Raw genomic sequence first — 14422 nt, forward strand, 5'->3', positions numbered from 1 at the left:
CTAGCCAGCGACCGTCAACCGGGCTTAGGCCTTGCGGCGGGCAAGCACCAACAGCAGAGCACCCAACGCCATCATGGCGGCGGCGATCAGCGCGGACTGCTTGACCTGCTCGTCCACACCGGTGGCAGGAAGGTCACTGTCGGTGCCGCTGAGCGCGCCAGAGTCAGTGCTGTCCCCGTCTGTGCCGCTCGACGACTCGGGGCTAGCCGATGCCTCAGGCGCCGCGCTCTCAGAGGTGTCAGGAGATGCGGACGTGTCAGGAGTCGTCGACGCGCTCGGGCTAGTCGACGGCGAGACGGACGCGGTTTCCGAGGGAGTCGGGGTTGCCGAGGACGAAGCCGATGCACTCGGCGACGATTCCGGGCTGGCGGAGGTCGACGGCGTGGTTGACGGGCTGGAGGAGGGTGAGGCGGAGGTGCTGGGGCTGGTCGATGTGCTGGGCGAAGTGCTCGGCGACGTTGACGTAGACGGGGTAGTCGACGGGGAAGCGGAAGCACTCGGGCTCGTCGATGCGGAAGGCGTGGTCGACGGAGACATCGACGTGCTGGGCGTCGTCGAAGGAGAGGCCGATGCACTGGGGCTGGTCGAGGTCGACGGCGTCGTGGAAGGCGTGGTCGACGGGGAAGCGCTCGTGCTGGGCGTTGTGGACGGAGACGCTGATGCGCTCGGGCTCGTCGAAGTACTGGGGGTGGTGCTTGGAGTGGTGCTGGGCGAAGCCGAGGTCGACGGGGAAGTCGACGGCGAGGCGGAAGCACTCGGCGACGTCGTGGGCTCCTCATCGTTCAACACGCATCCGAGGCGAGCGCTGAATGGATAGTTGTGGAACTCGGATCCTGTGCCGGTGGTGTCACCGGAGTTTCCGTGGACCAGGTGACCCGCGGTGTACATGCGGCCGTTGAATCCTGCGGCGGCCATGGTGAAGGTCGATGCCTCGTTTCCGACCAGCCACGATCCGGGGTACTGCGCACCGCCGGCGACGCTGATGGTGGTCGCGGTGGGGATGTTCCACACCACCTGACGCACCAGATCCGGGGCCGGCGTTGCTCCGCTGGGGTAGAAAACGGTGCCGTTCAACACGAATGAGCCGATGTTGAGGTCCACGGTGTCGCCGCGCAGGTTAATCAGGACCGCGACGTCGCTGGGGAAGCCACTCATGGTGATGCTGTTGACGCTCGCGAGGGCCGCGGTCTGGGACGGATCCACGTCAAAGGTGACGATCTTCGCGTCCGGGTATGCGGCTGGCATGCTCAATGTCGCATCGGATCCGGAGATGGTGAGATCACCGGGTGCAGCTTCGATCGGCAACTCGGAGGTGCCGCCGTCGTAGTACGCGGTGACTGCACCGGCCTGCGCAAGCTCGGAGTAGCACTGCTGGGTGTAGACCGGCAGGGCGTCGAACAGGGAGTCGTAGGCGGCTAGGCGCAGCGTGGCATCTTCGCGGCTGTACAGGTGGTTGGTGTACGCGTTGGCGCCGTTGTCAGCGTCGAGCTGTCCGAGCGCACCATAGGAACCCGCAGGCGGGGTACCCCATCCGGTGGGGTTGCGGAAGTTGTGGGCTCCCACCACGCCGATGTTGCCGAACCGGTCACCATCAGCAGCGATGCCGGCGGCGCCGGCACGCACGGTGGTGGCGGCTGCGGCAACGGTGGCGTCCCCACCGACGAGCAGAAAGTCCTCACCGTCCGCGGGAGTCACGCGCGAACCCACGCCCGCGACACCGATGTCGTATCCGTCGATGTCGCTAGTCCAAGTGGCGTCCCCGCGGACCACCATGAGGCCCTCGGACTCAGCCGCGGCACCTTGCGCGATGAAGGTCTGGCCTACGGCGACGCTCACCATGTTGTCCACACCGGCCCAAGCGCCGTTGTTGGGAACGTTCCAGGAGATGTCGTCGCAGTTTGCCGCCGACGTGCCAGGGTCACAGGCACCCCATCCGCCGGGGAGGAGGCCGTCAGCGCCGGGCAGCGCAGCGGATGCGTCAAGTGTGCCGGAGGCCGCGGTGGCGGCGACTGTCACGGCAGCGGCGGTAACGAAAACACCGGTGAAGACTCGCGGGGCACGTACGAGGGCAGGCATGGGTCAACCTTCAACATTCCAGGGAAAATGAGTGCGCCCGCCAGGATCACCAGCGAGCGCAACTTCCACCGTAAGGCCTGGAAGCATCGTTCTCAGACTCTAGAACGACGATCGTAACGTTTCGTGTGACCAACTGCACGCCACGTTCAGACATATGGGACAAGTTGCCGTGTTGTGCCTGGTACTGGACATGGCTGTCCGGTTGGAACTGGGCGGGTGCAGCCAAGAACGCGTCCACCACGCCCGCGCTGTTGCCGCGTCACCCACTCAGATCCAGAGATCCTCACGCCAGCTCCATCGCCCCGCACGCGCCGCCATTCAGATCCGTACCCCCTGTCGCACACCTGGGACCAGCGTGACGCACGTGGCTGCTGAGCATGCGCATCGGCCCATCCGGACAACAAAAAACCGCCCCCCCGTGAGGGAGGCGGTCAAGAGTGGAGCCTGTGGGAATCGAACCCACGACCTCCTGCTTGCAAAGCAGGCGCTCTACCAATTGAGCTAAGGCCCCGTGTGACTACTGGAGTCACATGCGGTGGTGAACATCATCCCAGATTTCTCGCTTGGTGTCACGCGCCAGCAATCCGTATCCGGCTGCTGCCACCGCCACTAGTGCGACAACTACGATGAATTTTTTCATTCGTTCACCTCTGTGGGCCCAGGAGGACTTGAACCTCCGACCTCTTCGTTATCAGCGAAGCGCTCTAACCGCCTGAGCTATGGGCCCTTTCGCGGCGACTGCCGCGGCGACCAACCATACCCCACCGGTGGCCCGGGTTCCAAACTGACGCTTGGACGGGGGTTGGCGCCTGGTCTTAGTCGTCCGTGAGGGTGACGTAGACGCCGCCCACGATCGAGGAGACGATGTTGTACAGGAACGCGAAGACAGCCGACAGTGCGGTCAGCAACACCACGTTGACAACGGAGATCAGCACGGCTGCGGACATCCACTTGTCGAGGCTGTAGAACTGTTCCAGGTTGAGTTCCTCATTGGACGTGAAGAGGTCCTGAATCCACTGGTCGGCCAACGCGAACGTGCCCATTCCGTTGAGCACGCTCCACAGCACATAGACCGCAATCACGGTCATGATGCCCAGCGCGATCGACAGCAGGAAACCAATCTTCAACGCCGACCACGGGTCCACGCGGGAAACCAACACGCGCGCCTTGCGGGGTCCACCTTCACGGCGGGTCGCGCTCATGTCGTCACCGGACAGCAGATCGTCCTTGGCCTTGACGGCATAGCCCTTCACCTTGCCGAAACCTGCACCGACGGTGGCGGAGAACCCCCCACTCTCGGCAGCGGAACGGACGGGTGCAGTGGGCTGCTCGTCAGTGACGGGCTCAACACCCGAGGGCCGGGTGAGTGGCTGGGTCGTGGGAGACCATGCGGGCGCAGCCTGCTGACCACCGAAACCCTGCTGTCCCCCACCGAAAGCCTGCTGCTGACCGCTCACGGGCTGCGCACCCGACAGTGGCTGCTGACCGCTGACCGGACGCTGCCCGCCGACCGGCTGCTGGCCAGTCGTGGGGCGGAAGGACGATCGTGCGGGAGTCGCGCCAGTCTGAGGCTGCACCGACTGCGCAGATGGCACCGACTGCGACACTGCGCGGGTGGGCGCGGTGGGAGGCGTGGCCGAATAGGGGTTCGGCTGCTCGCCGGTGGAAGCTGCCGGGGCCCCTTGCGGGGTGAAGGTCTGCCCGGTGCCGGGGGCGGTGCGGTCCTCCGCGGTCATGCAATCTCCTCGAGGTTTTTCACGCCCTTGCGCACGCGAATCAGCCCCCAGGGTACTTCAGGCAGCGCTCAGGCTAAAGTGCTTCCCGCTCAGAAGCACTGACCTTCGCTAGTTTGATGCTATGAGCACCACACGCGAAACCCCTCCCCACGAGTCTGCGCTTGCCCGGGTGTGGAGCGCCGCGCGAACGATTCCCGTCACGTTGGCGGTGTGCGTAGTGGTCCTTGTTGCGGGCGTGATCACTGGCGCTTTGTGGCAAACCGCAGAGCAGTCGGGGCTGGTAGATCAGTGGGGTTGGGGGGAGCAAGCGTTCGAGGAGGGACGCTGGTGGACGGTCCTCACAGGCATGTTGATTGCGCCCACGCCGTGGATGTACATCCTGATCATTGCGATTTTTGTGGCGGGTGGCGGCTACCTGGAGAAGCACTTTGGGCCGTGGCGGATGCTGGCGGTCACGGTGGGTACGCATGTGGCGGCAGTGTTGACGGTGGCGGGCTTGTTTTGGGTGTTGCGGGATGCCGGGTTGCCGTGGGTGGATGAACTCAGCGGAGTAGCCGATGTGGGGTTGTCGAACGCAGGTTTTGGTGCGTTGGGTGCAGTGTCCGCGGCGATGCCGTTGCTGTGGCGCCGGAGGGTGCGCTTGATCGGTTCGGTGTACTGCCTGGTGATGATCCTGTGGGCGGCGGAAGTGTGGGACTTCACCCATGCGGCGGCGTTCTTTATTGGCCTCGCGGTGGGCCCGTGGGTGGTGGGCCGCGCGTATGAGCGGTGGTCGATCCAGCTGGGTGCGCAAGAGGTGCGTGACATTGCCGCGGTGATCCTGACGGTCAGCGCGTTGCAGACGATCCTGGTTCATGTGTGGCCTGGTGAGGGCGGGATCTTGGAGTTTGGCCACCCGGAGGTTCCAGCGAGCACATTGCTGGGCGACCTGGGCGTAGCGGTCATCAATCTGACGTTTGCGTATGCCATTCATCGGGGCAGCAGGCTGGCGTGGTGGCTGGTCACGTTGACGTCCAGTGTGGGCTTGCTGGCCGGAGTGGCGGTGTCGATCCTTGAGCCTGGCCCGAATGTCATCTTCTTGACGCTGTTGGAGTTGGTGCTGGTGGTGACGCTCATTGGCGGGCGTCGTCACTTCCAGGTGCGTGGCGCTCGGGGGGTGCGGTCGCGGATCTGGGGTCGTGTCGGTATCGCCGCGGCCGCGACTTTACTGTTCACCACATCGGCCATCCTGACCCTGGATGACAGTTTTGATCGCGAACCCACCGTGGGCGACGCGCTTGCGACGTCATTGATGAGGCTGTTTGGCATCACCGATGAAGGTCTCCTCCCAGAAACCACGGCTTCCCGAGTGTTGCTGGGCGCGGTGAGCCTGTTGTGGTGGGCGGTGATTGCGGTCTCGGTGGCGGGGATTCTGTTGACGTCGCGGCGCCACGAGACCACTCCGGAGGCTCGGGAAGCGTTCATCGCGCTCCAGAATGAGGACGCCCGGATGACCTCCATTGGCTACATGGCACGGTGGCAAGGAATCGATCACTGGGTGAGTGATAGCGCCGATGCTGCCTGGGGTTTCAAGCTGGTAGGTGGCACGGCCGTGGTGCTGGGGGATCCTGCGGGAAGTCTGGACGCCGTGGTCGCCAACGCCGCTAGTTTCGAGGACTACTGCAGGTCTCGCGGCTGGCGAGTCACCTACTTTGCGGCGAGTCCGGAACTCACCGAGGCTCTGGCTGACAAGGGCTGGCGCAGCATCCAGGTCGCGGAAGACACGGTCATCGATCTGCCTGAACTGGAGTTCAAGGGCAAGTCTTGGCAGGACGTGCGGTCTGCGATCAACCGAGCCAAGCGTGAGGGGGTCACGATGCGGTCCTTGCATTGGGCCGATGCTCCCCGCGGGCTTCGTGACCAACTGACGGCCATCGAGGCCCAGTGGGTTGGCGACAAGTCACTTCCGGAGATGGGTTTCACCTTGGGCACGTTGGAGGAAGCCAACGACCCGAACGTGCTCATCAGCATCGCCGTGGACGAGGACGGCACTGTGCACGGCATGACCAGTTGGATGCCGGTCTACCGCGACGGTGCCGTGGCGGGCTGGACCATCGACATCATGAAGCGGCGCCTCGACGACGGTGTCATGAATGGCGTGATGGAGTTCCTGATCGCGGCGAACGCACTCGAGTTCAAGGACGCCGGCTATCAGTTCATTTCGCTGTCGTGCGCGCCGCTCGCCTACTCCGGTGAAGTGGACTCCGCGATTGAAAAGCTGTTGGACACTCTTGCGGAAAAGATGGAGCCCTACTACGGCTTTGCGTCGCTCGAACGTTTCAAGGCCAAGTTCAAGCCCCGTCACGTGCCCATGTCGCTGCTGTACCGCGACGAGGCACAGTTGCCCACCATCGCGCTCGCACTGGGCCGCGCCTATCTCCCGGACGCCACCGCTGCAGACTTCGCCAAGGCGGCGATCACGCGGGACTGATCCGCGCATCGGCCCGTCTGCAGGACCGTTCAACGCAAACGACGGGCCGAGTGATCACCATCGGATCACTCGGCCCGTCGTCGTTGTGGGCGCGGGTTACCGCTCCACGAGAGGTGTCTTAGACGTCTGCGGGAGTGGAGCCCGTGCCAGGCTCGCCGGCCTCGACCGGTGCTTCACCGGTGAGGTTGGCGCGCAGCTGGGCACCCAGGTTTGCGTCCACGTTGGTCCAGTACTGGATGGCGCGTTCGCGGATGTCGTCCGACTTCACAGCACCGACGTGGCCGGTGATCTGCTCCAGAATGTGAGCCTTCTGCTGGTCGTTGAAGACGTCGCGGTACAGCGTTCCCGCCTGACCGAAGTCGTCGTCTTCGGAGTGCAGCGTGGCTGCCGCACGAACCATCGAACCGTCCGACTCCCAGTTGCCTGCGTCCCCTGCACGGGCCGCGTCTGCGTGGGCGCCACCGTGCGAGTTCGGCGCGTACACCGGGGTGTCGGAGGATGCGAACGAGTAACGCATCGAGCCGTCCTTGGCGTACGAGTGGCCGTTGGAGTCCGCGGCGTGGGGGGAGTTGACGGGCAGGTCCGCGTGGTTGGTGCCCACGCGGTAGCGGTGCGCGTCAGCGTAGGAGAAGATGCGCGCCATCAGCATCTTGTCAGGCGACGGGCCGATGCCGGGCACGAAGTTCGACGGGGCGAACGTTGCCTGCTCGATCTGCGCGAAGTAGTTCTCGGGGTTCTTGTTGAGCTCCATGACACCCACATCGATCAGCGGGTAGTCGCCGTGCGGCCACACCTTGGTGAGGTCGAACGGGTTGAAGCGGTAGTCCTTGGCGTCCTCGTAGGGCATGATCTGCACCTTGAGGTCCCAACGCGGGAAGTCGCCCTCGTCGATGTGCTCGTAGAGGTCGCGGATGTGGTGGTCGGCGTCCGAGCCCGCGAGCTGTGCGGCCTCGTCGATCGACAGTCCGTGCACGCCCTGCTGAGACTTGAAGTGGTACTTCACCCAGAAGCGCTCGCCTTCAGCGTTGATCCACTGGTAGGTGTGCGAGCCGTAGCCCTGCATCTCGCGCCACGAGCGGGGCAGGCCACGCTCGCCCATGAGCCAGGTCACCTGGTGGGCGGATTCGGGCTGCAGGGTCCAGAAGTCCCACTGCATGTCGTTGTCGCGCAGGTGGGTGCCGGGCAGGCGCTTCTGCGAACGGATGAAGTCGGGGAACTTGATGCCGTCGCGGATGAAGAACACGGGGGTGTTGTTACCCACGAGGTCGTAGTTGCCCTCGGAGGTGTAGAACTTCAGCGCGAAGCCGCGGGGGTCGCGCCAGGTGTCAGGCGAGCCGTTCTCTCCGGCAACGGAGGAGAAGCGTGCAAGCATCTCGGTCTCAACGCCGGGCTGGAACAGTGCGGCGCGGGTGTAGTTCGCGATGTCGGGGTTCGTCACGGTGAACGTACCGAAGGCGCCGCCACCCTTGGCGTGGACTACACGCTCGGGGACGCGCTCACGGTTGAACTGCGCGAGCTTTTCGACCAGGTAGTGGTCAGTCAACGCAGTGACGCCGTCGTTGCCGACGGTCTGCGAGTGCTGGTCCGAGGCCACGGGGGCGCCGGAGTTGGTCGTGGTGAACTTCTCAGTCACGGGACTCTCCTTGTGGTGAAGCAGGGACGATGGGCGGGTGGGGCGGGGTGGCCGTTTTGCAGGTGGCGCACAGTCCCCAGAACGTGACTTCAGCCTCGGAGAGGTCAAAGCCGTTGGTTGTGCTCGGCGTCAGGCAGGGCGCATGCCCGGTGACGCAATCGACGTCGGAGATCGCACCACAGTGCCGACACACGATGTGGTGGTGGTTGTCGCCTACGCGAAGTTCGTAGAGGCCAGGCTGACCGGCGGGTTCGATACGGCGCGCGATGCCGGCCTGGGTGATGTCATTGAGGACGTTGTAGATGGCCTGTCGTGACGTGGTGGGGAGCGTTTCACTCACGCTGGAGAACACCACGTCTGCACCGGAGTGCGGGGCGTGGGCGAGGGCGGTGACGACCGCGACGCGTGGCTCGGTGACGCGCAGGCCGGCTCCGCGCAGCATGGCGCGCGGGTCGAGTTCCTGGGCTGTTTCCATACGCGTAAGCCTAGGCCCTTCTTTTGACACTGTCAAAACTAGCGGTGCGTGGCGCCCACGCGCAGCCACAACCTGACAACGAGCGGCACCTCGTCAAAAGTTGTGACCTAGGACCTAAGCCCGAACCGCGCTTCCTCACCTACGCTTGAAGCACCCAAATAAATACCCCCGGAGGTATATCGTGAAACTCGTAGTCGTAGGCGGAGTCGCCGCCGGAGCATCCACCGCCGCCCGCGCCCGTAGGCTCGACGAACAAGCCGAGATCGTTGTCTTCGAACGCGGCCACCACGTCTCCTTCGCCAACTGTGGACTGCCCTATCACGTGGGCGAAGTCATCACCGACCGCGACCGCCTCCTCCTCCAAACACCCGAAAGCCTGCGCGAGTCCCTCAACATCGACGTACGCATCGCCACCGAAGTGATCGCGATCGACCGCACCGCGCAAACCCTCACCGTCCGCGAGGTCGACTCAGGCCGGGAATACACCGAGCCCTACGACAAGCTCGCCCTGTGTATGGGTGCGGAGCCCGTCCGGCCACCCCTTCCCGGAATCGACCACCCCGCCGTCGACGTCCTCCGCCGCATCGGCGATATGGACCGCATCAAGTCACGACTCGACTCCGCGCTCGCCGCACAGAAGGCAGGAGCCCGCGGAAAGGTGCGCGCAGTCGTCGTCGGCGCTGGATACATCGGTCTGGAAATGGCAGAGAACCTGCACCACCGTGGCGTCCTCGTCGACGTCGTGGAGGCCGCACCGCAGATCCTTCCCCCCGTTGACTCCGACATCGCCGCCCCCGTCGAACAACACCTCCGCACCCGTGGCATCGGACTCCACCTCAGCACCAAAGCCGCAGCCTTCCACCACCTCAACGACGCCGATGGGGACGAGCGTGTCTCCGTGGAACTCGACTCTGGCGCAACGGTCCCCGCAGACCTCGTGATCCTGGCAGCCGGTGTGCGCCCGGCAGTCAGCCTCGCCCACGACGCCGGCCTGGAACTGGGGCCGCGCGGTGGCATCGCCGTCGACCTGGGGATGCGTACCTCCGACCCGAACATTTGGGCAGCAGGCGACGCCGTCGAAACCCCTCACCCAGTCCTGCCCGGCACGTACCTGGCGCCACTCGCAGGCCCCGCCAACCGGCAAGCACGAGTGGCCGCAGAAAACATCTGCGGACGCTCCACCCAGTACAAGTCCACGCAAGGCACCAGCATCGTCAAGGTGTTCGACATGGTGGCGGGAGGCACCGGCGCCACCACTCGTCAGCTTGAAGAAGCCGGCATCGACCACCGCGTGATCCACGTTCACCCGTCGGGTCACGCCGGCTACTACCCCGGCACCGCCATGATGCACATCAAGGTGCTGTTCAGCCCCACCGACGGCACCCTTCTGGGCGCTCAAGCATGCGGCTTCGACGGTGTGGACAAGCGTCTGGACCTGTTCGCTATGGCGATCCGCGCGGGACTCACGGTGTACGACCTCGAAGAGCAGGAACTCGCCTACGCGCCACCGTTTGGTTCCGCCAAGGACCCCGTCAACATGGCTGGGTTCGTCGCCTCGAACGTCCTGCGCGACGACCTTGCCCTCTGGTACGCGGAGGACTACCCCGCACGTACCGAAGGTGCCCGCATCATCGACGTTCGCACCGCAGATGAGTACGCGATCCACCACATCCCCGGGGCAGAGAACGTGCCGCTCGCTGAGTTCCGTGAAGCCTTCGGGGAGTGGGACAGGACACAACCCATCCGCCTGTACTGCGCTGTGGGCTTCCGGTCTTACCTGGCCCAACGCATCCTCGTCCAGAACGGCTTCACGGATGTCGCCACCCTGTCCGGAGGTTCCACCACCTTCGGTCACGTCCACGACCGTCCGGACAGCACCTACGAAGCGATCCCGCCCATGGAGAACTACGCGGAAAAGATCTCCGTCGCCAGCGCAGTCGCCGCAGCCACCGGCCAAACCACTGACCTGGACTGCACTGGCTTGGCGTGCCCCGGACCCATCATGAAGCTGTCCGGAGCAATGAAGGAAGCGCACCCAGGAGATGAGGTTCGCGTCACCGTTTCCGACCCCGGCTTCGCACTCGATGGTCCTGCGTGGGCCTCCAAGAACGGTCACACCTTGGTGTCGATGGACCCCAAGGGACCCGGATTCGTTGCCACGTTCCGCAAGGGCAACACCGCAGCCGCCCCTGCCGTGGCCACCACGCCTTCTCCGGAGAAGACCTCGATGGTGGTCTTCTCCGGAGACCTTGACAAGGTTCTCGCCTCATTCATCATCGCCAACGGCGCATTGGCCATGGGACAAGATGTCTCGATGTTCTTCACATTCTGGGGACTGAATGCGCTGCGCCGCACCGATCCGCCCAAGCGCGAAAAGAAGGCCATGGAGAAGATGTTCGGCGCGATGATGCCGCGTGGTGCGAACAAGCTGACGCTGTCGCAGATGCACATGGCCGGTGCCGGAACCGCGATGATCAAGCACGTCATGAAGCAGCACGACGTCCAATCACTGCCGGAGTTGATCACCGCAGCCCAAGCAGGCGGTGCCCGCCTGATTGGCTGCACCATGACGATGGACCTGCTGGGCATCGCGCAGTCGGATCTGCTGGATGGTGTGGAACTCGGTGGAGTGGCAACGTTCTTGGGTGAAGCTCAGGAGTCAGGCTCAACCCTGTTCATCTAGCCGATGCTCGCGACCGGTGGGTCTGACGGTTTAAGTCAGGCCCACTGGCCACGTTCAAGCAACACTTCTTTCAACACGTCGGAACGGTCGGACACGATTCCGTCGACACCCATGTCGAGCAGCTTCTCCATGTGGTCGCGCCTGTTGACGGTCCAGATGTAGACCTTCTTGCCCGCAGCGTGAGCCTTTTCGACGTGGTGGGTGAAAATGATCGGCAGGTTGTTTTGGCGCCAAGGAATCTGCAGGGCGTCCACGTCCCCCAAAGTCTTGGAAGCATCGGCCCCCAAGAAGGTTCCCAGCCACCAGGCGATCGCCTCACGTTGGGCAGCCGGCGTCCCCACAGGCTTGCTGAGGAGTTTCAAGGTCTCACGCCGGCGCGTGGCATCAAACGACCCCAAGCACACCCGATCATGAGACTTGGTGCGTTCAATCGCCTTCGCCACAGGGACGATGCCGGAGGTGCCTTTGACGTCGATGTTGACTTTGACATCGGGCCAGGTACCCAGGACGTCCTCGAGCGACGGCACCGGTTCAACTCCACCGATCTTCGCTCGCTTCACCACCGCCCACGGACGCTCCGCGACCGCGCCAGTGAGATCCGTGGTGCGATCCAGAGTGTCGTCATGCAGTGCCACCGCGACGCCATCCGACGTGCCATGGGCATCGGTCTCCACGTAGCGGAAACCCAAGTCCACGGCCGCTTGGAAGGCCTTCATCGAGTTCTCGAGACCCTCGAGGGAGAAGCCTCGATGCGCCAACGCTGCCGGCCGGCCGCCATTGTCGAAGTATGGGTGGCTCATTCCACGACCCTATCCACGAAGTGCCCCACCGCGTCGAGGTAGATGCTGCGTGGAGCGGACGCAGACAACGACACATCGTGAATGGCACCGGGAATCTCCACGACCGCGACATAGGGTCCGATTCCTGGGGCGTACCGACGGATGGCGGCCACGTCGACGACCGTGTCTTGGCTGCCGTGGCGAGGGTTGTCCAACCGGTCCGGTCCCGTCGAGTCGGCATGCGCGACCAGCACCGGCACCTTAATGTCGAGCCCGCCACGGACGCGCCGGCGCGCTGCCGCTGTTCCCGCAAGCCAGCCCGCAGTGGCCCCCACTCCTTGGGGGCTCTTCCAAGCGGTGTTGAACTCCCAACCGCGGTTTACCAGCCCAGTCGTGTAGGGAGAAGGTGCAGGCACCACAACTGCGCGCGGGCGGATCTTCGCAAGCGCAGGAACCGTACGCATCGCGGCCTGTTCCCACGCGCGCAGCGGCAACCCAAAAAGGGGACCGTTCAAGATCAGGCCTGCCAACGCATCGGCTGGTTGGTCGTTGGCCCAGATCGTTGCCGCCAACGCGCCCGTGGAGTGAGCGTGGACGATCAGTGGAAGATCTGCGGCGCCATACCTGGCGTGGGCGTCTGCGTTTGCGGCGCGTGCAGCATCGGCGATGTCTTCCACCAGTTCGCTGATGTGTGCCAGGTGATGCGCTTGGTTGCCTGGCCGCAGCGACCGTCCAGCCCGGCGCATGTCCACGGCATACACGGCGGCGCCGTGGTCCGCGAGGGTGTCGGCAAGGTGCGTAGCGAAAAAGTAGTCGTTGTAGCCGTGGACGATCAACGCCACCGACGTGGGATGGTCTGACGGGCCGATGCGGCGGATCAGGGTGCGTTCCAAGCTTCCGTCACCATGCCCAACGGGTGCGGACATAGGAGCGCCGAGCGATGCCTGCTCGTAGCCCTCAAGAACGTCCGGCCGCCACTCATCCACACTCATACCAGCGAGCCTAGTCCGGATGCGGGTCACGATCCCAGGTTTGTCAGCGCGCCCGTCACCTGCGATTCACCTGGGTCCGACACACTGAGGCTCATGACTTCCCACGACGACGTGCTGCCCTCCGCTGCCGACGCACCGGGGGGCCCGTCCACAGATCCACGCCGGCGCCGTCAAGTGTGGGCGTGGGCGTTGTGGGACTGGGCCACGCAGCCGTTCAACTCCGTCATCATCACGTTCGTCTTCACTGCGCTGTACCTCACCTCGGACTCCTTCATCGATCCGGAGATCGTGGCGCTCGGCGAGTACGCGGAGGCATACAAGTCCGCCAGTGCCGCCTTGGACTCCGGTCTAGGTTGGGGCATCACGGCAGCCGGAATCCTGGTCGCGATTCTGGCGCCAGTACTCGGTCAGCGTGCAGACTCCTCCGGACGTCGCAAGGCCTGGCTCGGTGCCATGACGCTGCTGCTCGTAGGCGCCACCGGCGGTCTGTACTTCGTGGAAGCCGCCCCCACTCACTTCTGGCTGGGGGTAGGACTGATCGCCTTTGGTTCGATCGTGGGGGAGATCGCGGGAGTCAACTACAACGCAATGATCGTCCAAGTCTCGACACCCGCCACCATGGGACGCGTCTCCGGATTGGGGTGGGGTCTGGGATACATGGGTGGAATCTTGGCGCTCGTGTTCGTGGTGCTGCTCGACACCTTCGACTGGTTCGGTATGGACACCTCCAACGGCATGGCCTACCGCCTCATTGCCGTGGGTTGTGCCGTGTGGACCTTGGCGTTCGCCTGGCCATTGTTCGCGTACGTACCGGAAGCTCCCGGAAGCAGCCGCCAATCCGTCAGCCTGTGGCGCGGCTATCAGCGGCTCTTCCACGACCTTCGCGACCTCTGGAATGGCGCGCGCTCCACCCTGTGGTTCCTGCTGGCATCGGCCGTCTACCGCGACGGCCTTGCTGGTGTGTTCACCTTTGGCGCGATCATCGCGGCCAAAGCTTTTGGGTTCAGCGACCAGCAGGTGATCATCTTTGGCATTGCCGCGAACCTCATCGCCGGCGTATCCACGTTCATCGCGGGACGGTTCGATGACCGCTTTGGTCCGCGCGCTGTGATTCTGTTCGCCTTGGGTGTGATCGTGGGTGCCGGTGCCGTAATTGTCGCGTTCCACACCGCAGGCGCCATCGTGTTCTGGATCTGCGGATTGCTGTTGTCCGCGATGGTGGGACCAGCGCAAGCAGCATCGCGTTCGCTCCTGGCCCGCGTGGCGCCCACCGGCCAAGAGTCAGAGATCTTTGGGCTCTATGCGACCACCGGACGTGCGGCATCGTTCCTTGCACCGGCCGCTTGGGCACTGTCGATTTCTCTGTTTGGCGCCACCATTTGGGGCACCGTGGGCGTGATCGCGGTCGTGGCGCTCGGCATGGGCCTGTTGGTGTTGGTACGCACCCCTGCAGACAAGGGCGCGAACGCGTAAGGCCCCCTGCCTGCACCCCCGACACTTTGAACCAAAGGTGGCCTCGACACGCCGATGCGCGGCCTAGGTTGGGGCCTATTGACCGGCGTGTCGCGCTGATTTTGG

At 64.4% G+C, this 14422-nt stretch carries 9 protein-coding genes and 2 tRNA genes; 3 read left to right on the forward strand and 8 right to left on the reverse strand.

What is annotated here, in order from left to right; all coding sequences use genetic code 11:
• Positions 1-24 precede the first annotated feature (24 nt).
• The 4 genes from ON058_RS01615 to ON058_RS01630 form a co-directional block, all read right to left on the reverse strand.
• Positions 25-2076, reverse strand: a complete 2052-nt coding sequence (locus tag ON058_RS01615; protein WP_274667283.1) for a choice-of-anchor A family protein — start codon at positions 2074-2076, stop codon at positions 25-27.
• A gap of 438 nt (positions 2077-2514) precedes the next feature.
• A tRNA-Ala gene (locus ON058_RS01620) sits at positions 2515-2587 on the reverse strand.
• A gap of 142 nt (positions 2588-2729) precedes the next feature.
• Positions 2730-2803: transfer RNA gene (locus ON058_RS01625), tRNA-Ile, on the reverse strand.
• 88 nt (positions 2804-2891) lie between these two features.
• Positions 2892-3812, reverse strand: coding sequence for a DUF3566 domain-containing protein (locus tag ON058_RS01630; RefSeq protein ID WP_274667284.1), 921 nt, complete (start codon positions 3810-3812; stop codon positions 2892-2894).
• A 121-nt stretch (positions 3813-3933) separates the two neighbouring features.
• Between ON058_RS01630 and ON058_RS01635 the strand changes: the two genes are divergently transcribed.
• On the forward strand, positions 3934-6282 hold the full coding sequence (locus ON058_RS01635; protein ID WP_274667285.1) for a phosphatidylglycerol lysyltransferase domain-containing protein: 2349 nt from the start codon (positions 3934-3936) through the stop codon (positions 6280-6282).
• Between the two features lie 118 nt (positions 6283-6400).
• Here the strand turns inward: ON058_RS01635 and ON058_RS01640 are convergent, their stop codons facing one another.
• On the reverse strand, positions 6401-7915 hold the full coding sequence (locus ON058_RS01640) for a catalase (protein ID WP_274667286.1): 1515 nt from the start codon (positions 7913-7915) through the stop codon (positions 6401-6403).
• Positions 7908-8390 (reverse strand): Fur family transcriptional regulator, encoded by a 483-nt coding sequence (locus ON058_RS01645; protein ID WP_274667287.1) that lies wholly within the window; start codon positions 8388-8390, stop codon positions 7908-7910. Before ON058_RS01645 ends, ON058_RS01640 begins: the two co-directional genes overlap by 8 nt.
• A 181-nt stretch (positions 8391-8571) precedes the next feature.
• On the opposite strand from ON058_RS01645, the gene ON058_RS01650 reads away from it, so the two are divergent.
• Positions 8572-11073 (forward strand): FAD-dependent oxidoreductase, encoded by a 2502-nt coding sequence (locus ON058_RS01650; RefSeq protein ID WP_274667288.1) that lies wholly within the window; start codon positions 8572-8574, stop codon positions 11071-11073.
• A gap of 35 nt (positions 11074-11108) precedes the next feature.
• On the opposite strand, the gene ON058_RS01655 is transcribed toward ON058_RS01650, so the two are convergent.
• Both ON058_RS01655 and ON058_RS01660 read right to left on the reverse strand, forming a co-directional pair.
• Positions 11109-11873 carry a glycerophosphodiester phosphodiesterase family protein gene (locus ON058_RS01655; RefSeq protein WP_274667289.1) on the reverse strand — a complete coding sequence of 255 codons (765 nt, stop codon included), beginning with the start codon at positions 11871-11873 and terminating at the stop codon, positions 11109-11111.
• Positions 11870-12844, reverse strand: a complete 975-nt coding sequence (locus tag ON058_RS01660; RefSeq protein WP_274667290.1) for an alpha/beta hydrolase — start codon at positions 12842-12844, stop codon at positions 11870-11872. The genes ON058_RS01655 and ON058_RS01660 overlap by 4 nt, the downstream gene beginning before the upstream one ends.
• A gap of 93 nt (positions 12845-12937) precedes the next feature.
• Between ON058_RS01660 and ON058_RS01665 the strand changes: the two genes are divergently transcribed.
• On the forward strand, positions 12938-14317 hold the full coding sequence (locus ON058_RS01665; RefSeq protein ID WP_274667291.1) for an MFS transporter: 1380 nt from the start codon (positions 12938-12940) through the stop codon (positions 14315-14317).
• Positions 14318-14422: the final 105 nt, after the last annotated feature.

The sequence above is a fragment of the Demequina sp. B12 genome, from assembly GCF_028823635.1.
GTDB lineage: Bacteria > Actinomycetota > Actinomycetes > Actinomycetales > Demequinaceae > Demequina.